Source organism: Pseudoalteromonas sp. SG43-7, assembly GCF_014164295.1.
Lineage (GTDB): Bacteria > Pseudomonadota > Gammaproteobacteria > Enterobacterales > Alteromonadaceae > Pseudoalteromonas > Pseudoalteromonas rhizosphaerae.
This window is the reverse complement of record NZ_JACJEY010000003.1, coordinates 25,891-47,815: the sequence shown is the minus strand read 5'-3', so window position 1 is coordinate 47,815 and position 21,925 is coordinate 25,891. Positions and strand designations below refer to the sequence as shown.

The following is a 21,925-nucleotide window of genomic DNA, read 5'->3' as shown; positions in this document are numbered from 1 at the left end:
GGGCCAGACGGCCCTTCAAAACTAAATAACGTAGGAGAAGTTATTTTTAGAATCGGTATTCAGCACCTACATAGTAGTAAGCACCGTTAAAACCAAATGGTGCTGAACGGCGTGAGTACTCAAATACACCGGTTGAACTGATAATAGTATTACCAGAAGCATCAACAATTGTGCCTGAGCGAGAATTACCTATGGTATTTTTATCAGGGTAAACGTCAAATAAATTGTTTGCACCAATATTTAGTGACAAGTTGTCTGTGACAAAATAATTTACTTTTATATCGGTAAGAATTTCAGCGCCGTAAGTCTGGCGACCGCCATCTTCAACCGTGTATTCGCCATAACGATTGAGCGATAAGTTTACCGTCCAATCTTCAAGGCGATATAATGCACTTAAGTTTACTCTGTCTTGTGGTTGCCATTCTTCGATGATTGAGGTTTCTTGCGAAGAAAATACATCTTCGACAGGGATCGTTTCCAAACCACTGCCCGCAGGAGTAAATAAATCAACCACATCGGTTTCAGTAAAGTTAGCCGCTAATGTAAAATCTAGGGTACCGCCTAAGCCTTCCGTGTTCCATGTCGCAACAAAATCCACACCTTGCGTTTCGGTATCTGCACCATTTAAGAAAAACTGCCCTGCACCTGCGCCAGAACTAACCAATGCAGCATCTAGCGTTGATGACAACCCTTTACCTAAACAGTTACTGATCACAATACGGTCGTCAATATCAATTGAATAATAATCAACGGTAACATTAATATTATCCGTCACGTTATACACAATACCTAAGCTCATGTTTTGTGACTTTTCTTCTTTAAGTTTTGGAATACCAATACTCTGTGCAAGTGTGCTGTCGTTTCTAAAAGTACCAACTTCTTCTGCAATTAGATCGCCATTAGGACCAACTACAAACTGGGTACTGATATTATTGAAATACAATTGCTGCATTGATGGTGCTCTAAAACCAGTACTCACCGCACCGCGCAGTGAAACGTCATCAGTCACCGACCAGTTACCCGCTAACTTAAAGTTAACCGTATCACCAAAGCCTTTGTAGTTATCGTAACGCAGTGCGCCAGAGATAATTACATCATCAATAATGTAAGTTTCAGCATCAAGGTAAAACGAAATCACATCACGTGATTCATCCACAGAAGATTCCGGCGATGAACCACCAAAACCTTGAGTACCACCTGCTGCATTTTCGCTGCCAATACCACCGCTCATACCATCGTAAATATTAACACCATTATTAGTATCATAATCACGGTAAGCGTATTCACTGCCTTCTAAAATACGATATTCATCGGTGCGAAGCTCGGCACCCATTGCCAGTGAAAAATTATCATAGTCTTGTGTAAAATCAAGATTGATTGTTTGCAGTGATAACTCCATGCCATACGCATACGCTTGGCGAGGAATAGTGGCACGAATATCATCAGCACTTAAACCTTGATCATAACGTAATAAATTAGCGTATGAACCATTGATAGTGTCACTAGTGGTATAATCGATGCTGTTTTCACCATAGGTGTATGACAGGTCAAGACTAGAGCTATTATCAAACTCTTTTTTAAAGCCAAAGTTATACGATATATCATCAATGGTGGTGTTGATCATTGGCAAGAAGCCCATCGGGATCACCGCATCACCATCTTGTAAAACAGGGTTGCCATCAGCATTGGCATTATGACGGAAGAACGCGGCTGATTCGTTATCTCGGGTTGAATAAGTAATAAAGCCATAGAGCTCACCACCAGCAAGTTCATAACCGGTATTCACCGTTAAAGCAAATTGTTGCGAGTCTGCATCACCAATTCTAAACGTATCACGTGGTGCAGTCAGCTCACGAGGATCGCCCGCTAACAGCGTGCCATCATCAAGCTCTGTGCAACCATAAAACTGGCAAGAGCCATGTAAACCGGCACGATTTGTAGGTGCACGGTCGCGGTAGTTGATAGTGGTATTTAAATAACCATCGTCGCCTAGCGCAAAGCCTTTATTAAAATCAACCGTAACGGTTTCGCCATCACCTTCAGAATACTGGCCATAGTTAACTGCGGCTTTACCGCCTTCATCAGCATCTTTTAATACGATGTTGATAACACCCGCAATCGCATCTGAACCATATTGTGCAGCCGCACCATCACGTAATACTTCGATACGTTTAATTGCAGCAGCTGGGATCGCATTCATATCTGTACCTGCAGTACCACGACCTACAGATGTATTAATATGGATAATGCTGGCTTGGTGACGACGTTTACCATTGATAAGTACTAATGTTTGATCTGGCCCTAAGCCACGTAAAGTGGCAGGTCGTAGTGCATCAGTACCATCACTGATCGATGAACTTGAAAAGTTAAAAGACGGTGCGATAGCTTGTAACATACGGCCGACTTCTGTTTGTCCGGTATTTTCTAGCGCTTCAGCACTTAAAATATCAACAGGTACGGGTAAGTCTTCGACCGAACGCCCTGCTACACGGCTACCAACGATGGCGATTTTTTCAATATTTTCTTGAGCGGCTTGTTCTTGTGCATTAGCAACTTGGCTATTGGTTGCCATTAAAAGTGGTATTACAGCAGCACTGACCCCTGAAAGCTTTCTCATGTTGTTATCATTCCTATTGATTTGTTTGAGTTTTATACTCAGTAAACCATTTTGATCAACAACCGCATCGAGTTCAGTATTTTTCAGCATTGTACTAAGCGCTTCTAACTGAGTGTAATAACCATACACTGATTGAGCTTGGTATTGTTTTGCTAAGTCAAACGAAAAAACCACGGTTTGTTCTGTTTGTTTTGCAAACTCTATCAATGCTTGATCTGCTCGCTGCGCTTTTATATCAAATTGTACCATCTGTGGATTTGCAGCCTCAGCCTGAACATTTAGGCTAAATACTAAAGGTGCTAATACAATTAACCCACAAATTGGATACGTTTGGTTACTGCGCAACTTATACAAACAGTTGAGAAAGAATAATCCGCTATGCAATCCTATTTTTTTATTAATTATTTTTTTACTTTTTATATTTACCATTGTAACTTCTGACACTTTAAATCAAAGAGCAAGCATAAGCTTAGCTGTGATCACCGTGTTTTAGGCTTACGATATGTTCACCTAAACGTTCATGCTCAATGGCTAAATTGATGCGCAGGCTATCAAGTAAACCGATAATATCACCGGCTTTAAACACCCCAGCCACTTTTAAAGAAGCTAATGCAGGATCAGCAAGTTCAAAACGCGTTGCGGTATAGCGACTCACTTCTTGCAGTGCTTCGCTTAACGACTCGCCATTAAAAATTAGCATACCTTGTTGCCATGCCAGATCCCGTTGTACATCATCTTGTGTTAACCGTTTGATTGGCTTAGTAATGCTTTCTTTAATTAATGCTTTTTCGCCAGAGATAACAATACTAGCATTAATTTTTTTCACACTGTCGGTATCATTACTAGCACTTTGCAATTGAACAAAATCATCAGCATTTACTGCAACCGAAGGATCCGTGATCATCACTTTACCCTCAGTAACAACCAACTCAAGATCCGATGCTGCATTACGTTGCACATTAAAAACAGTCCCCAGTGCGGTAAATGACTTATCGCCCGCCATCACCGTAAATGGACGTGCGGCATCTTTAGCAACATTAAAACGCCCTTCGCCTCGACTTAAAATCAGTTGTCGGCGGTTTTTTGTATACGCAACTTCTAATAAGCTATTGGTATTTAATTGCACTATCGTACTATCTGGTAGCACAAACGTTGCTTGCTCACCGACTTTAGTACGGTAAATTTTACTGTACTTGGCTTGTTCTTGTGGTGTTGTTGGCCACTGTTCAATACCAACAAATATAAAGCTGGCAACTAGCAATGCGGCAAAGACACTTGCCGCAATCGAAAAATTAATTTCTCTGCGGGCAGGCTTATTGATGCTATTTTTATTGGGAAATAAGCTACTCAACTCATTTAATACGCTCAGTTCATCCCATAACTGGGCTAACTCAAATACCGCATCTTGATGAGCTTTATTTTGTTGCACCCAGTGCTGAAATTGCATACGTTCTTGCTTTGATAAGCCCCTATCCATAGCACTTATCCAACGACTGGCATCTGCTTGAATAGCATCTTTAGACGAAAATTGATGAATATTACTCATTTTCCCACCCTCCTGGCAGGTTCAATAGTGGCACTGCTGTGCTCACCTAACTGCTCATGTTGCTGCATGTAGCGCATAGATTGTAACAGACCTTTGGCAATATGTTTTTCAACCGTACTTTCACTTAACTTCATTTGCGCTGCGATTTCTTTTTGGCTCATGCCATATACTTTCTTTAAAATAAAACATTTTCGCACTGGCTGGCTTAGTTGCTCAGTAGCACGGCAAAACAGTAAAAAGCGCTCTTTTGAGGTCACTTCATCCTCAAGCTGCATAGATCGCAACGACTGCTGATAATCATCAGAGGTATCTAATGAATCGCAATGCTGATTATCCCATTTAGCAATATGGTTAAGCGCCAAATGCTTGGCAGTCTTTAGCATATAACTGCGCGTATATTTAATATCTTGTTTTAAATCAGCCTGATAGCTCTTAACAAAGGTTTCTTGTACTATATCTTCCACGTCATCTGGTTGTACAATCCGCGAAACAAAACGTCGCAACTGTGAAGACAGATCAATAAATGTTGTAGATAATGTCGGCTTGCGCGTCATTATTAACTTTACCCTTGCTATTATTATTACGCCTAGGGTACGAGTTTTAGCGCCAATTACAAGGCAATTTGTTAATTTTGTGGTTATTAAAGCAGTTTCGCTAACAAAGCACTTACAGCACGTCATAATTAAGCTATTGTCATACAAAACAATGACTTCATTATTTTATAAACAGCTTTATTGCGGGGCGCATAAAAGCGCTCAATTATTTAGTTATTAAACTAAATTACGCTTTAAAAACCACGGTTGCTGCGACTTGGTTCATATAGCCCTAATATGTTCTACACTCTTTAAAATGCAATGAAAAAAATAAACACCAGCATATACCTGTAAAAATTTAAGGTATACACTCGTATTTAACTAAGCTAAATGGATTAAGCACCACGTAAGTCAAGCTGATGATAAAATCAACAGAATGTCATGCTATTAGCTTATAAAATGTTACATATTATTTATACTTAACAATTGGAACTGTGGAGTAACCATGCGTCTGTCTTTCGCACCATCAAAATTATCTTTATTCTTATTTACCTCGGCTTCGTTGTTTCTACAAGGTTGTAGTGAAGCACCTAAAGCCGAACAAGCAGCAATGCATCCAGCAGCTGTGGCAACAACCATAGCAACCTATGAAGATGCCCCATTCACTATTGAACTACCGGCAACCTTATCAGGTTCTAAAGAAGTTCAAGTACGTGCCAGAGTAACGGGGATCCTAGAATCTCGTAACTTTGATGAAGGCCAGACAGTTAAGCAAGGGCAGTCACTTTTCACTATAGATTTAGCCCCCTATCAATTGGCGGTTGAAAGCGCGCAAGCAGCTCTTAATGGTGCAAAAGCATCTTTAGTACAAGCCGAACGTGAAGTGAATCGATTAGCCAAACTACGTGCTGAGAAATCAGTCTCACAACGGGATTATGATAACGCCAGCTCCACCCAAGATATTGCTAACACGACGTTAGAGGCCGCGAAAGTTGCATTAAAAGAAGCCCAACTGAATTTAGAATATGCGCAAGTAAAAGCACCTGTCGCTGGGGTGGTGGGCCGTGAATTTGTGTCGGTAGGTACTTTTGTATCAGGTCCCGATCTATTATTAACGCAAATTACCCAGTTTGATCCTATTCGTTTACGATTTGGTATTTCTGAGCGTGAACAATTACAAATGCGTCAAGATGTCGCAAATGGCTCTTTATCGCTGCCAGAAAAAGGTCAGTGGCACACGAGCATTAAATTACAAGACGGTTCACTCTCCAATAAAAGTGGCAAAGTTAACTTCTCTGATGTACGTATTAATCCAAATACCGGCACCAGCGAACTACAAGCAATTATCCCCAACACTGATTTTGAACTTCGCCCAGGTCAATTTGTGCGAGTGATGTTAAGTGGTGCGGTACGCAAAAATGCATTTGTAATACCACAACGTGCGGTACTTGATAATGGCACTGGTAAATTTGTTTATGTAGTCGCTAAAAATGAACAAGGCGGCACGATTGCGCGCCCAGCTCCCGTTGAAGTAGGTGAGTGGATCCAAAAGCCAGATAATCAAGGTGATAAAAACTTTTGGTTGATTAAATCAGGCATACAGCAAGGCGATGAAGTGATCATCGATGGTATGGCAAAGATTTTCTTTCCAGGCATGCCAGTGGCCGTTAACAATGCAACAAACAACGTAAGCGCAGAATAGGCGCAGGGAGTTTTATGTTTTCTCGTTATTTTATCGACAGACCTATTTTTGCGTTTGTGATCTCAATTGTTATTGTGCTGGCGGGCCTGGCTGCCATGCGCAGCTTGCCGATCGCCCAATACCCTGAAATTGCCCCACCCGTTGTGCAAGTGACAGCAGCCTATCCGGGTGCGTCGGCTGAAGTACTCGAACAAACCGTAGCCGCGCCGATTGAAAATGCGATTACCGGTGTTGAAGGCATGATGTATATGTCTTCAACCTCGACAAGCTCTGGTGCAACAACCATTGAAATAACGTTTGAAATTGGCACCGATATTGACCAAGCAGCAGTTAACGTCAATAACCGTGTAAAGCAAGTTGAAGCTCGTTTACCTGAAGAAACACGGCGCCAAGGCGTGGTGGTGCAAAAAGGTTCATCGAGTTTTTTGCAAGTTCATGCGTTTTATTCACCGGACGGCACTCGTGATAGTCTATGGACTTCAAACTATGTCACCCTGAATATTTTAGACCGTATTAAACGTGTTCCTGGTACAACGAGCGTACAAATTTTTGGCGCGAAAGATTACGCCATGCGTATTTGGCTGCGCCCTGATGTAATGAGTCAGCTCGGTGTTACTGTTGAAGAAGTCGCAGGGGCAGTTCGCAGCCAAAACTCTCAATATGCAGCCGGTTCGATTGGTGCAACCCCCACTTCACAATCAGCGCAAGAGCTGGTTTACAGTGTTACCGCTCAAGGGCGTTTATCAGAGCCTGAACAATTTGAAGAAATCATTATTCGTTCAAACCTTGATGGCAGTAGCTTACGTTTAAAAGACATCGCCCGTGTTGAACTTGGTGCAAAAGATTATAACTTCAGAGGCACTATCAACGGCAAAGAAGCCGTACTATTAGGTATTTTCCTACAACCTGGTGCCAATGCACTTGATGTAGCAGCAGAAGTTAATGGCGTATTAGCAGAGTTAACTCAGCAATTTCCCACTGGACTTGCTCACTTAAATTCGTACGATACCACCCGTTTTGTTGAAGTCTCGATCCGCGAAGTAGTGAAAACACTACTTGAAGCAATGGTACTGGTTTTCTTAGTGGTGTTCTTATTTTTACAAAATTGGCGCGCCACACTGATCCCAACTCTTGCCGTACCGGTGTCATTACTTGGTACGTTTGCTGGCATGTATATGCTTGGTTATTCTATTAACTCATTGACTTTATTTGGTATGGTACTGTCTATTGGTATCGTAGTGGATGACGCCATAGTGGTACTTGAAAACGTAGAGCGTATCATGCACGAAGAGCATGTGAGCGCCCATGAAGCCGCAATAAAAGCGATGAAAGAAGTATCAGGACCTGTTGTTGCTATTGTTCTAGTACTTTGCTCAGTGTTTGTGCCAATTGCATTTCTAGGTGGCTTAACTGGCGAACTATTCCGTCAGTTTGCGATCACCATTTCAATTGCTGTGAGCTTATCTGGCATAGTTGCACTAACAATGACCCCTGCTTTATGTGTGCTTATTTTAAAACAAGAGCATAAACAAACCGCAAGCTTCTTTTTATGGTTCAACCGTGTATTTACTAAAATAACCAGTAAGTATGTGGGTGCTGTTGGTTTTATGGTGCGCCGAGGAGCATTAGGTTTATTGCTGATGATTGGTATGGTGTCAATTACCATTGGCCTTTGGAAAAGCACTCCAGGTTCATTAGTGCCTGATGAAGACCAAGGCTACTATATTTCAGCTATTTTCTTACCTGACGGCTCATCCCTTGAGCGTACAGAAAAAGTAGTGGCTGAAGTAATTAGCGCCGTACAATCTAATCCTGCCAATGAAAATGTGGTGGCATTTACAGGCTTTGATTTTATTGGCGGCGGTTATAAAAACAGTGCAGCCACCTTATTCGTCACCCAAAAACATTGGGATGAACGAGAGGTTGATACTAAAAGTTTGGTTAATGAGCTGTTTATGAAAACTGCGCATATCAACGAAGCACTTGTTTTAGCGTTTAACCCCCCTGCTATTTTTGGTTTAGGGAGCACTGGCGGATTTGAATTTTATATTCAAAACAAAGGCGCAGGTGGCCCAGAAAAACTGCAACAAGCCATGGGTTTAATGATGGCTGAAGCACAAAAAAGCCCTATTTTAAGTGGCCTACAAACGTTGTGGCGACCAAATGCACCGCAACTTAAAGTTGATGTAGATCGTGAACAAGCCCGCGCAATGGGCATTGAAATTGACGATGCCTTTACAGCCCTTGCCGGTACACTGGGTACTTATTATGTGAACGACTTCAATAAGTTTGGCCGAGCTTGGCAAGTACTCATGTCAGCAGAAGCTGAATTTAGAATGAAGCCTGATGACATTGGACGAATTTATGTAAAAAACAGTCAAGGTACTATGGTCCCTATGTCTGCGTTTACTAATATTGAATATAGCCGCGGACCAGAAAATCTAAATCGTTATAATAACTTGCCTGCGGTAAAACTGCTCGGTAATGCTGCACCCGGTTACAGCTCTGGCCAAGCAATTGCTGAAGTTGAACGTATTGCAAAAGCAGTATTACCACCGGATATGACCTACGACTGGACCGGCTCTGCGTATCAAGAAAAACGCAGCTCAGGTACCACAGGAATTGCTTTAGGCCTTGCGGTGATCATGGTTTTCTTAATCCTTGCAGCACTATATGAGCGTTGGTCATTGCCACTATCGGTGATGCTAGCATTGCCATTTGGAACCTTTGGCGCATTGGTATCAATCTGGTTAGTAGGCATGACTAACGATGTGTACTTCCAAATCGGCTTAGTGACCTTACTTGGTTTAGCCAGTAAAAATGCCATTTTGATTGTTGAATATGCATTGATGAAACATCAACAAGGTTGGAGCGCAAGCGCTGCAGCACTTGAAGCTGCCCGCCTTCGATTTAGACCCATCATCATGACTTCGATGGCCTTTATTTTAGGTGTAGTGCCATTAGTATTGAGCTCAGGCGCCGGTGCAGGTGCACGTCATAGCGTTGGTACTGGCGTTATGGGCGGCATGATGGCAGCAACCTTCCTTGCCGTGTTCTTTGTACCACTGTTCTTTTATTGGTTAACTGAGCGCAAACTTACTGAAAAACGCTCGCGAGCAGATTTATCCGATGAAATTGCAAGCCACCACAAGCGTGAACATGTCGACACCCAAGAGGGTAATTTATGATTTAAGCTCAGCTACAAAAATATAAGGGCAAACAGTGGTTTGCCCTTTTTTATGGTAATTTGATAACTAGCAATTTTATACTGTCGGCGCTACTATTAAACTATTGCGTCGAGGAGCCTTATGATGAATAGTGAAAAATTAACCGAGTTTGAGCAGTACTTTCAGATTGATGAAAGTAATCGAGTAAATTTATTTGCTGTTGACGATAGCAAAGTGCCTACTACCTTAGCGCAACTAGAAGCAGATATCCCACCGTTATTTAAATTGGCCAATGAGGTTAGTGAATTAGAGCAAAGCTCGTTAAGACCATTGCGTAGCCTTGGTGATTTGGCACAAGAGCTTGCCGTATTTTTACAAGCACAATCGCGTAAAATCGACTTGATCATGAGCCATATATTAGCCTCAGAGCAGCCCGAAGATAACGCCATTTATTGTGATAGCTACGGCGGTGGCGGTGTCAAACTAACCGATACAAAAGTCTACTCTATTGGCCAAGTATTTCGCACTAAATTATTTTTACAGCATGAAGCCTCTGCTATTTATTGTTACACCGAGGTAGTTGCGGTTAATAAGATTGACGATGAACACTACCAATACACCCTACTTTTTAAAGCCATCCGCGATACTGATCAAGAACTTGTGGTACGTGCTAGTTTACATGCACAAACCAGACAACTGAAAAAGCGTCAGCTGCTGCAACATGAAAGCGACAACTTTGATAACCAAGACACAACAGAGCCAACAAAACCAGAATAATATAGATACTAGCAACCCTCATTTTGAAGTGGCTTGGCTATAGTTGAAATGCTAAACTAATAGCACCTTTGTTTGTTTATTAAATTCATGAACTTTAGACTTTTACCCGAATGGGCTGAGCAAGACGCCGTTATGCTCACTTGGCCACACCAAGCCACTGATTGGTGCGACAATTTAACCGCTGTAGAGCCTGTATACGTGCAATTATGTCAGCATATTTGTAATGCAGAGCAATTAGTGATCATCGCTCATGATGAAGCCTTAAAAACACACATTAGCCAGTTATTGCATAGCAACGCTGTTGATTTGAGCCGCGTGCATTTTGTTGTTACTCCCTGTAACGATACGTGGGCACGTGATCATGGCCCATTAACCTGCGCCGCAGTTGCTGATAATAGCCAACTAAAAATTGTTGATTTTATCTTTAATGGCTGGGGTAATAAATTTACCAGTGAATTAGATAATAAAATTAATGCGGTACTGATTAAACAACTTGCCGATACGCGCAATCAATACCAAGCGCTTGATTTGGTTCTTGAAGGTGGCGGTGTAGAGATTGATCAACACGGTGTACTATTGACCACCAGTGAATGTTTGCTTAATCCAAATCGTAATCCAAATCTAACCCAACAAGACATTGAACAGTGCTTGCGTGAACAACTTGGCGCCACCGACTTTTTATGGGTTGATCATGGCTATTTAGCCGGTGACGATACCGACAGTCATATCGACACTTTAGTGCGCTTTGCGCCTAATGATACCTTAGTGTATGTAAAGTGTGATGATAAAAATGACCAACACTTCAGCGCTCTTGATGCCATGGAAAAGCAGTTACAAGGTTTTAAAACAACAACAGGTAAACCTTATACCTTAATTGATTTACCATGGCCAAAAGCCGTATTTAATGATGATGGCGACAGGTTACCTGCCACCTACGCAAATTATTTAATCATTAATGGAGCTGTACTTGTGCCTATTTATGCTGATGCCAATGACGAATTAGCCTTAGCACAAATTCAAACGGCCTACCCTGAGCATCAAATAATAGGCGTAAACTGCTTACCAATTATTCATCAATTTGGTAGTTTACACTGCATTACTATGCAATTACCCCGTGGATTTTTAGCTGGAGCATCATTATGAGCAGCCCTGCAAATTTAATCGTTGCCTTAGTGCAGCAAAGTAACAGTGATAATGCCGCACAAAACATGGCAAAATCAATTGCCGGTATTCGCGATGCCGCAAGCCAAGGCGCACAACTGGTGGTGTTACAAGAATTACATCGCAGTCTGTACTTTTGTCAAACCGAAGATGTTGATGTATTTGATTTGGCAGAGACTATTCCTGGCCCAAGTAGCGACACTTTAGCTGAGCTTGCAAAAGAATTAAGCATTGTTATTGTTGCCTCTTTATTTGAAAAACGTGCCACAGGGCTTTATCACAATACTGCGGTAGTGCTTGAAAAAGACGGCACAATTGCGGGGAAATACCGTAAAATGCATATCCCTGACGATCCAGGCTTTTACGAAAAGTTTTATTTCACTCCGGGTGATTTAGGTTTCGAACCAATTCAAACTTCTGTCGGCAAACTTGGTGTCTTAGTGTGTTGGGATCAATGGTTTCCAGAGGCTGCGCGTTTAATGGCAATGGCCGGTGCTGAACTATTAATTTACCCAACCGCAATTGGCTGGGATCCACGTGATGACGAAGGCGAGAAAACACGTCAAAAAGATGCGTGGGTAATATCGCAACGCGCACATGCGGTTGCCAATGGCGTACCCGTGATTAGTTGTAATCGTGTCGGTCATGAAAGTGATCCAAGTGGTCAAAGTGATGGTATTCAATTTTGGGGTAACTCGTTTATAGCGGGTCCTCAAGGTGAACTGCTAGCAGAAGCCAACAACACTGATGAGCAACTGTTACTTGTTGAACTTGATCAAAAGCGTTCTGAAAATGTAAGACGCATTTGGCCGTACCTACGCGACCGTCGTATAGATCATTACCACGATTTAACCAAAATATATCGCGATTAAGAATAAATTAGCGCCTCAGTTGAGGCGCATTAAAGGAGTAGTAAATGGCGTTTGCGCAATGGGCAGCCTTGCCTTGGGTAAAATCTCAAAAAGATAAAATTCAATGGGGGCAACTCACTGGCAGTGGTTTAAGTATTGCCATTGCACAAGGAGTTAAACAACAAGCTGGCTTAGTGCTTATTGTTACCCCTGATACACCCAGTGCATTGCGCCTTGAAACAGAGTTGGAGTGCTTGCTCCCCGAGCATCCAGTAATGATATTCCCTGATTGGGAAACGTTGCCTTACGATCATTTCTCACCCCATCAAGATATAATTTCATCGCGCTTAGCCACCTTAAATACTTTAAAAAAAGAACAACAAAGTGTATTAATTGTGCCTGTGTCTACCTTGATGCTACGTACCGCCCCTGCTTCGTTTATTTATGGTTCAACCATTAATTTTAAAGTCGGTGATATTCTCGATACCCACAAACTTCGCAGTAACTTAGAGCAAGCAGGCTATTTACATGTGCAACAAGTCATGGAGCATGGTGAATACGCCATTCGTGGCTCGATTGTTGATTTATACCCAATGGGCAGTCCGCATCCATTTAGACTCGATTTTCTTGATGACGAACTTGATACCATTCGTTTATTTGATGTTGAAAGCCAACGCTCGGATGAAAAAGTCGATAAAATTGAATTACTACCTGCTCATGAGTTCCCTACCAACGAAGCCGATGTTGAACGATTTAGAATAAACTACCGTGAAAAATTTGGTGCCAGCTCATCGCAAGATTCCGTGTATATGCAAGTGACCAAAGGCAATTGGCCTGCTGGTATCGAATATTATATGCCGCTGTTTTTTGAGCAATTAGCCACTATCTTTGATTACCTGCCAGATACTGCAACAGTGATGCAACTGGGAGATTTAGAAGATGCTGCGGAGCATTTTTGGCATGATATTAATGTGCGTTATGAAAACCGTCGAGTCGATCCACTGCGCCCGTTACTTGAGCCAGTTGCACTTTATCAACCCATTAATGAACTGTTTGAAAATTTAGGCAACTTTGCTCGCATTCGGTTATCGCAAGCAAAACTCGCGACAAAAGCAGGCAATAAAAATCTAGTCACCAGCGAGTTACCCGCAATACGCATTGATCATAAACTACATGAACCCTATCAAGCATTTATAAATTATGTAGCAGCGCAAAAGAAACAAAAAGGCCGTATCTTACTGTCAGTAGAATCCGATGGTCGCCGTGAATCTCTGCTCGCTATACTTAAACCCAGTGGCTTAAAGTTTAAAGAGTTTTCATCATTCGATGAATTTGTAAATAGTAGTAGCGATGTTGGCTTAATTGTCAGCCCACTAGAACAAAGTGTGGTACTTGGTACAAAGCCCGCATTATCCATTGTTACTGAACAAGAATTACTTGGCATTAAAGTATCGCAGCGTCGCCGTCGTAAACATAAATACGAAGCTAGCCAAGATGCGCTCATCCGTAACTTAGCTGAACTTAAAGTTGGCCAACCGATTGTACACTTGGATCATGGTGTAGGCCGCTACCAAGGTCTGCAAACGATTGATGCGGCGGGACTGATCACTGAGTTTGTAACCATTACCTATGCCAATGAAGCAAAGTTGTATGTGCCAGTGTCAGCCCTGCATATGCTCAGTCGTTATTCTGGTGGCGAAGAAGCCAGTGCACCGCTGCATAAACTGGGATCTGATGCTTGGGAAAAAGCGAAAAAACGCGCGGCGGAAAAGGTACGTGATGTGGCCGCTGAATTACTCGATATTTACGCCCAGCGCCAAGCAAAACCGGGGAATGCCTTTAAACTTGATGGTGCTGCTTATCGCGTCTTTAGCGATGGGTTTCCATTTGAGGAAACTGACGATCAGCGTAACGCTATCGAAGCTGTGCTAGGTGATATGCAAAGTAAACAAGCAATGGATAGGTTAGTCTGTGGTGATGTAGGTTTTGGCAAAACTGAAGTTGCGATGCGCGCCGCCTTTGTTGCTGTAAACGACAATAAACAAGTAGCCGTTTTAGTACCAACTACCTTGCTTGCACAACAACACTTTGAAAACTTTAAAGATCGATTTGCCGACTTACCCATTGAAGTCGGTGTGCTGTCTCGCTTTAATTCACCTAAAGAACAAAAAGACACCCTAGAAAAAATGGCTAAAGGTACCTTGGACATCGTCATTGGTACTCACAAATTGATCCAAGCCGATATTATATTTAAAGATCTTGGCTTGCTCATTGTCGATGAAGAACACCGGTTTGGGGTACGTCAAAAAGAGAAGATAAAATCACTGCGTGCCGATGTTGACATTTTAACACTCACTGCAACACCTATCCCACGTACATTAAATATGGCCATGAGTGGTATGCGTGATCTTTCAATCATCGCTACCCCTCCTGCAAAACGCTTAGCGGTTAAAACATTTGTTCGTCAACGCGATGCAGATTTGATCAGAGAGGCGGTATTGCGGGAAATAAAGCGTGGTGGCCAAGTATACTTTTTACATAATAACGTTGAAACTATTGACCGCGTGGCAGAAGAAATTAGTGAGTGGGTACCTGAAGCAAGCGTCGCTTCTGCCCATGGCCAAATGCGCGAACGTGATTTAGAACAACTGATGAGCGAATTTTACCACCAGAAATACAACGTACTCGTATGTACTACCATCATTGAAACGGGAATTGATATCCCCACAGCAAACACAATTATTATGGATAGAGCCGATAAACTAGGCTTGGCGCAGTTACATCAGTTACGGGGTCGAGTTGGTCGCAGCCATCATCAAGCTTATGCTTACTTATTAACGGGTAATCCTAAAGGGCTGTCGAAAGATGCTGTAAAACGCCTTGAAGCCATCGAGTCACTGGAAGATTTAGGTGCCGGTTTTGCACTCGCAACCCACGATTTAGAGATCCGTGGTGCTGGTGAGTTGCTTGGTGATGATCAATCAGGACAAATGCAGACCATCGGCTTTAGCTTATATATGGAAATGCTTGAGCAAGCTGTGAAATCTCTTCGTGAAGGCAAAGAGCCTACCCTTGATAACTTGCTACAACAACAAAGTGAAGTGGACTTAAAATTAGCCGCTTTACTGCCTGAAGATTATATTCACGATGTAAATGCGCGACTAGGTATTTACAAACGGGTTGCCAGCTGCGCTAACCTAGATGATATGGACGAATTACAAGTTGAGCTGATTGATCGCTTCGGCCTGCTGCCTGATGCAACTAAAAACCTATTTAGTTTGCAACAACTGAAACTCAAAGCCAGCGAATTAGGCATTAAAAAAATTGAAGCAAATCCAAAAGGTGGCTATTTTGAGTTTAGTCAACATACTAAGGTTAACCCTAGCTTCATTATAGGTTTGATACAAAGTGCACCTAAGGTGTATAAAATGGATGGTGCAAATAAGTTGCGCTTTGCGATCAATGAGGCGAATGCCCGCGAACGCTTAAAAATGGTCACTGCAATGATTGCAGATTTCGAAAAAAAGGTTAGCCATTAATGTTGCTTAAAAAATCTCTTATCCTACTGTGTTGTGTATTTAGTAGCGCAGCATTTGCAGAACGTTGGTTTGAAGTAGAAGTACTGATATTCAAACAGCGCCCTGCCCCTTATTTGCAAGAGGATTTTAGCTTAGACAAAGAGCCAATTAAGGCTAAGCGTAGCGTTGATTTACTGACACCACTTTATACTGCGCAAGCTAAACAGGAGTGTATCAACGGCGACACTCGCTTTAATTCACAGTCATTAACCGATTCTGTGATTGGTGCCAATCGCTCTAATTTATGTGATGGCAGTATTGACTACCTACACAGTTACTCAGCACTGCCACTTAGCCCAATAGCGCCTGTTAAAGACGATATGGAGCAAACCTACTTACTTGCTCCCGAACAGCTACAATTTATATCACAACAGCAAGAGCTGGCGCGAAAAGGACTCAAGCCTATACTTCATACAGGATGGCGTTTTGAAGGTGCGAGCCAATCTCGCTCTGAAAGTATTAAACTGTTTGGCGGTAAATTATTACGCGCACCTGTGATTGCACAAACGCCACAGTATACAAATAATGACTTTATTAGTTTAGTCAACACCAACCAGAGCATAGCCCCAGTAGTTGAACAAGCTACGGATCAATGGGAGCTAGATGGTAGCTTTAATATTTACTTGCGCCATTATTTATTTATTAATGCCAGTTTTGATGTGAATGAAAGACAAGCCAACGGTGAAATCCAACACGCTCGGTTCGCACAATTCAAACGCGTTATAAGTGGCGACATTCATTATTTTGACCATCCTAAAATGGGCATGATTGTACAAATTAGAAAATTCAAACACTAAATAAAGGAAGATGACCGAATGAAAAAGCTTTTAATTATTGCTGCAGCATTAAGCCTAGCAGCTTGCTCAAAAGTAAGCTTAGAGAACTACGAAAAAATCGAAATTGGCATGGATAAAACTGCAGTAGAAGCTATTTTAGGCAGTGCTGATAATTGTGTTGAAAAAACCCTACACACAAATTGTACATGGGGCGATGACAGTAAAAACATTGAAATAACCTTAGTGTCAAACAAAGTATCTTTGTACAGTAAAACTGGTTTAGAAAAATAAACCATTGCAGTAGGTAGTAACAAACTTACTACCTACTGACTTAATGTTATTACCACCAATAAACAGGATAATGACGTTTAGGATTGCGTGATAAATTATTAACTAGCAACCCAACTAACAGCATAATTGTCGTACCAAACAACACAGGGCTAAGCACATAGTAATAACCAAGCTGTTGTATACCATTACCACCAATAACCGCAATCAATGCAGTAGCGCCACCGGGAGGATGCAAAGTACGTGTTAAGTGCATAACTGCAACTGATAATGATACAGCCAAAGCACTTGCCAACATTAAATCAGCAGTTAGCAGTTTTGCCACAGTCACACCTACCAACGCGCTGAGAGCATGACCGCCAATAAGATTGCGCGGCTGAGAAAACTCCGCTAATGGCGCACCGTAAACAAGCACTGCAGTTGCACCTAAAGAACCAATTAAAAATAAATTAGTTAACGGATCAAACTGTAAACTTTTACCAATTATAGCAACCAAATAAATGCCCAAAAATGACCCAAGTAAAGACCACATAATTTTACTCATTGGTTTACGTGGTGGACATTGACTGGTTGCGGCCATCCTGGAAATCAGAAAGCGCATATCACTTCCCCTCAAGCTGTGTAAAATGAGGGAGATAATACCTGATAGATAAGAAAATCGACGACAACTTTTATTCCATTTCGCTATAAATAAGCTCAATACTAACAATTTTACTTCTATTTAAAGTGATTTTATAACGCTGATACTTTATCTCTTCGTCATTTTGATATGAAAGCACTACATTTAGTTGATAGCGGCGCTCCACACTTTGTTTTGATATTTTATTACTATCAAGATGATACAGTTTACCTTCGCCTTTTTTTAAGTTCCGCGCAAACGCCGCTAAACTAAACTGCAAGGTCTGTTGCAAGCTATCATAACCAGGTAAAAACTCTTTTGCATTAACCCGAATTTCACTGGCAAAGTGCAGCCATTGCGCTGCTTGTTTATTTTGTTGACGTCGTTTTGAAAATATTTTTCGTACATCCTCTGGAATATGTTTAAAGCGTGTATATTCAAGCCAGATGTATTGTGTAGCTATTTTATCTTTGGTTACACTATTTCGAAATTGAAACCGCCATTTTGGCCGCCCTTTCACAATGGCTCGCCAAATAACTCGTGTTATGTCTTCTTTAAAAATTTCTCGCATCCCGTAAATAGCGCCCAAAATGATCACTAATGTCGCAGTCACTTCGGTAAATGAGATCCGCGCATTCAGAACCACAACCATAACAAGCGCCATTATAATCGCTGTAACGGTTCCTTTAACCAATCGTTTTAAATAACTATTAAGGTAACGAGTATTACGATTTAACACCACACCATGCTCAATCAAACGCTGTAAAAGACGCATCTTATTGGTGATCCGGTTTGCATCCTGAAGGGTTGATTCCGAGTTATATTGCAGCTCATGTCGATAATCTTGCTCGGCTTTACAAAAATTCATCAGATCATTACGCTCTTTCGCGAAATCACTGCTACGAGGCCCTTCGTCAAGTAATTTTAAAAACGACTGCTCAATATGCCAACTCAGATAGTTATCTGCATTGGTATAAAACGAGATCAGTTTTTCATCATCTGGTGTGTAACGCCTTAGTTTTTTAAGTAAGCTTTGACTTTGTTCACATAATTCAATAGCGCGCTGATAAAACTCATCAACTTCTTCAATCTTCAAGGTATCTTTGATATCGGTATCAATCGCTAGGCGGACTTGATAACAATACAAATTGAGGTTTTGCCGATAGTCTTGTTGTTCACCTTTATTTTTACTAACAAAGCGACTGCGCACTAAAGGTAAATGGATATTATTGGCGTTATACGCTAAATACGATTTGAAGTGGTTATTAAAATACGATTCTTCTGTTAACGTTTGCGGATTGATGCCCATTTCATTCGGAATAGAAAAATACATATCAATGCGCTGTTCAGAGCGCGGGCTCAATTCAGGTTCAATTATAAAGGATAAGTTTTCATCCTGTTTTAGCAATCAGCTCTCCTAATAAGTAAAAAGATGCCTCTAGTTTACTGCCACACTTTCATTTGTTCAATAAAAAAAGGCCTAGTAAAAACTAGGCCTTAGATAAAATCAAAGTTACTTACTGATTAAAGTTTAACATTCACACCAGCAAAGAAACGACGACCTAATACATCATATGTGAACGGATCAGTATTTGAATCGTAGTTACCTGAGTAATAAGGTGGTTGTTTATCAAATAAGTTATTTACACCAGCTGAAACACTCACGATATCATTTATCATATATGAGCCACTTATATCGTGGTATACAATAGATGGAGTCGTTGGTGCAATACATTTACCCGGTTCATTACGACATGTAAAGCTATCCATTCCGGCAATATAACGGGCTTCATACGTTGCATCCCAGCTATCACTGCTTGCTGTAAGGTGGAAGTTTGACTTAAGATCTGCAAAACCACCGCTACCATTTGTAACGTAGCCTTGGTAATCAATCACAGCACCAGTGTCTACTACATACTCGTCTAAATATGTTGTATCTAAGCCTGCTTTCCAAGCTACACCTAATGCATCAAATGAATACGCTAAGTTTAAATCAATACCTGATGTTTTTTCAGAACCGATATTACGTAACTGGTTATTAAATACTATACGACCATCTGGACGTATAAATGCACCGGTATTTTCACACAGTGTAGTACCTGTGCCGCTAGGATTAATACATTGATCAACAACGAATTGACTAGTGTAAGTACTGATCGCATTTTCAATTTCAATATCGTAGTAATCTACTGTCATTGAAAAGCCGCTAATCCACTCAGGCTCATACACAATACCGAATGTTAATGTATCAGCTTCTTCTGGAGTTAAAGCTGTATTACCACCAACAGTAACTTCAGCTTGATCGTCTGCGCCAGGGTAAGTTACACCATCATAAGATATTGCTTTACCAGAATACAATTCATCAACAGTAGGTGCACGGAAAGCTGTTGAACGCACAGCACGCATCATTAGCTCGTCTGTTGCTCTCCAAGTTAAACCTAACTTCCAAGTATTATCTGAACCAAAGGTGCTGTAATCAAAAGCACGAATTGCCGCACTTAATTCAACACTTTGCGCTAAAGGTGCATCTGCTAATAATGGAATTGCAAATTCGACATAAGCTTCATCAACATCAAAGCCGCCACTTGTTGGATCGATACGAGGATCATTACCTAGACCTTGTGCAGCAATTGAGTCAGGATCTTGCCATGCTTTTTCTTGACGATGCTCTACGCCAGCAGCAAATGCAGCATAACCTGCAGGTAGTTCAAACATCTCACCAGACAGTGAACCAGCAACGATAAATAACTGGCTGCCACCTGATTCTTGTTCTTTGTAAATATAAGGATTTACATTTGCTTGAGCCCAATCAGCTTCATTTAAAGGATTAAATGTGCCAGCATCTACGGCCGCTTTTAACGCCGAAACATTGTGAAGATTGCTGGTTTTACTTACTGAATCGTTACGACCAAAATTTGCAGAAAGATCCCAAGAGTAATCATTAATTACACCTTCAGCACCAACAACTATGCGCACAGTATCTACAGTTTGGGTGTAGTTACGAGTACCACTTTCGCTCATACGACGACGGTAGCTAATTGGGTCACCTGCAGCGTAGTTGGTTGGCGTTGTAACATAATCACCATTTGCATCTTCTACAAACGCATTATTAACAACTTGACGTTTATCATACGTTTGGCCTAATAAGCTATTGCCCATAGTGCTTGGATCGTAGTTAAATGCAAAGTTAATTGGTTGTGGAGCTAACTGCTGCTCTGACCAACGTTTAGTATAAGTGAATTCACTGAAGAAATTTGTATCGTCGGTAAGTTCATATGTACCAAGACCCGTAATATTTAAACGATTCATTGGTGTATATAAATAGCTACTTTTTGAGTAGTTGTATGCATCAGCTGCTGTTGTGTAGCGATGTAAAGTACCGCCTAGTCCACTTAAACCACTGTCGTCAGCAACACCCGTCTTCTCTAATTCACCATCTTTATTTAAGATATCAGCCGTCACATTACTTTGAATGTGTCCACCTTCGCTGAATGAAGAACCACCACAATATAGGCCATTTGCGCCTTCTAGTAGTGGGCAGCTTGAGAAGTCACGATCACTTTGGCTTGCTTGGCCACGATTAGTGTACTGAGCACCAAAAACAATGTTACCTTTATCAAAAGAAGTACCAACTGTAAAATCAATTGAATTTTCAGTTGCATCATGCTTTGAAGTCATTGCAGTGTTTACATTTAAATCTAAACCTTCAAAGTCATTTTTAAGGATGATGTTTACAACACCTGCCACAGCATCAGTACCATAAACAGCAGAAGCACCATCTTTAAGTACTTCAATTTGCTTGATCATTGATACTGGAATAGTGTTTAAATCAACGGTAGACGCTGCACCAGTCCCTGAGTTGATCATACGACGACCGTTAACAAGCACTAAAGTACGTTGAGAACCTAAACCGCGAAGGTTAATCGATGCGTTACCGCCAGATCCATTATTAACACCAGGGTTTGTCATTGCGCCGCCTGTAGCGGTCATCTTTTGTAATACGCTATCGATGCTTGTTGCACCCATTGCTTTAATATCATCGGCGCCAATTAATGTAACTGGGCTAGCGGTTTCCATATCTGAACGCTTAATGCGAGAACCCGTTACTTGAATTTTTTCGATAGTTTGCGCCGCATTTTCAGCTGCTGCTACTTGCATTGTTGAAAACATAGGAATAGCTGTGACAACAGCTAAGCCAATCATAGATTTTTTCATGTGAAACCCTACTTGTTGGAGAAATACCTTGCTCAGGTAGCGCTCGTTTTATTTGAGAATATCGAGTCAGCGATGGCAACTTAGGCGGATTTAAC

At 41.4% G+C, this 21,925-nt stretch carries 14 protein-coding genes; 8 read left to right on the top strand and 6 right to left on the bottom strand.

Features of this window, described 5'->3' with window-relative positions; translation table 11 throughout:
• Nucleotides 1-46: 46 nt before the first annotated feature.
• From H5200_RS01810 to H5200_RS01800, 3 genes are read right to left on the bottom strand one after another with little or no spacing between them, the layout of a single operon-like run.
• Nucleotides 47-3,046, bottom strand: coding sequence for a TonB-dependent receptor plug domain-containing protein (locus tag H5200_RS01810; RefSeq protein ID WP_404936373.1), 3,000 nt, complete (start codon nucleotides 3,044-3,046; stop codon nucleotides 47-49).
• A gap of 40 nt (nucleotides 3,047-3,086) precedes the next feature.
• On the bottom strand, nucleotides 3,087-4,163 hold the full coding sequence (locus H5200_RS01805; protein ID WP_145233555.1) for a FecR family protein: 1,077 nt from the start codon (nucleotides 4,161-4,163) through the stop codon (nucleotides 3,087-3,089).
• Complete coding sequence (locus H5200_RS01800) at nucleotides 4,160-4,717, bottom strand: RNA polymerase sigma factor (protein WP_145233553.1); 558 nt, start codon at nucleotides 4,715-4,717, stop codon at nucleotides 4,160-4,162. The genes H5200_RS01805 and H5200_RS01800 overlap by 4 nt, the downstream gene beginning before the upstream one ends.
• A 484-nt stretch (nucleotides 4,718-5,201) precedes the next feature.
• On the opposite strand from H5200_RS01800, the gene H5200_RS01795 reads away from it, so the two are divergent.
• The 8 genes from H5200_RS01795 (at nucleotide 5,202) to H5200_RS01760 (ending at nucleotide 16,999) form a co-directional block, all read left to right on the top strand.
• Nucleotides 5,202-6,398, top strand: a complete 1,197-nt coding sequence (locus H5200_RS01795; RefSeq protein WP_182760803.1) for an efflux RND transporter periplasmic adaptor subunit — start codon at nucleotides 5,202-5,204, stop codon at nucleotides 6,396-6,398.
• A 14-nt stretch (nucleotides 6,399-6,412) separates the two neighbouring features.
• The gene (locus H5200_RS01790; RefSeq protein WP_182740235.1) at nucleotides 6,413-9,586 is read left to right on the top strand and encodes an efflux RND transporter permease subunit; all 3,174 of its coding nucleotides are present in this window, start codon (nucleotides 6,413-6,415) and stop codon (nucleotides 9,584-9,586) included.
• 123 nt (nucleotides 9,587-9,709) lie between these two features.
• Nucleotides 9,710-10,342, top strand: a complete 633-nt coding sequence (locus tag H5200_RS01785; protein WP_182740247.1) for a PilZ domain-containing protein — start codon at nucleotides 9,710-9,712, stop codon at nucleotides 10,340-10,342.
• Between the two features lie 87 nt (nucleotides 10,343-10,429).
• Nucleotides 10,430-11,485, top strand: a complete 1,056-nt coding sequence (locus H5200_RS01780) for an agmatine/peptidylarginine deiminase (RefSeq protein WP_182760802.1) — start codon at nucleotides 10,430-10,432, stop codon at nucleotides 11,483-11,485.
• Nucleotides 11,482-12,375, top strand: coding sequence for a carbon-nitrogen hydrolase (locus H5200_RS01775; RefSeq protein WP_182760801.1), 894 nt, complete (start codon nucleotides 11,482-11,484; stop codon nucleotides 12,373-12,375). Before H5200_RS01780 ends, H5200_RS01775 begins: the two co-directional genes overlap by 4 nt.
• 44 nt (nucleotides 12,376-12,419) lie before the next feature.
• Nucleotides 12,420-15,893, top strand: coding sequence for a transcription-repair coupling factor (gene mfd, locus H5200_RS01770; protein ID WP_182760800.1), 3,474 nt, complete (start codon nucleotides 12,420-12,422; stop codon nucleotides 15,891-15,893).
• Nucleotides 15,893-16,729, top strand: a complete 837-nt coding sequence (locus tag H5200_RS01765; protein WP_182760799.1) for a peptidoglycan binding protein CsiV — start codon at nucleotides 15,893-15,895, stop codon at nucleotides 16,727-16,729. Before mfd ends, H5200_RS01765 begins: the two co-directional genes overlap by 1 nt.
• Before the next feature lie 18 nt (nucleotides 16,730-16,747).
• Nucleotides 16,748-16,999: a DUF3862 domain-containing protein gene (locus H5200_RS01760; RefSeq protein ID WP_149982381.1), complete on the top strand. Its 252-nt coding sequence runs from the start codon at nucleotides 16,748-16,750 to the stop codon at nucleotides 16,997-16,999.
• A 49-nt stretch (nucleotides 17,000-17,048) separates the two neighbouring features.
• On the opposite strand, the gene H5200_RS01755 is transcribed toward H5200_RS01760, so the two are convergent.
• From H5200_RS01755 to H5200_RS01745, 3 genes are all read right to left on the bottom strand, one after another.
• Nucleotides 17,049-17,597, bottom strand: a complete 549-nt coding sequence (locus tag H5200_RS01755) for an HPP family protein (RefSeq protein ID WP_149982382.1) — start codon at nucleotides 17,595-17,597, stop codon at nucleotides 17,049-17,051.
• A gap of 70 nt (nucleotides 17,598-17,667) precedes the next feature.
• On the bottom strand, nucleotides 17,668-19,023 hold the full coding sequence (locus H5200_RS01750) for a hypothetical protein (protein ID WP_182740239.1): 1,356 nt from the start codon (nucleotides 19,021-19,023) through the stop codon (nucleotides 17,668-17,670).
• Between the two features lie 116 nt (nucleotides 19,024-19,139).
• A complete protein-coding gene (locus H5200_RS01745) occupies nucleotides 19,140-21,830 on the bottom strand; it encodes a TonB-dependent receptor (protein WP_182718576.1) in 2,691 nt (896 codons plus the stop codon).
• Nucleotides 21,831-21,925: the final 95 nt, after the last annotated feature.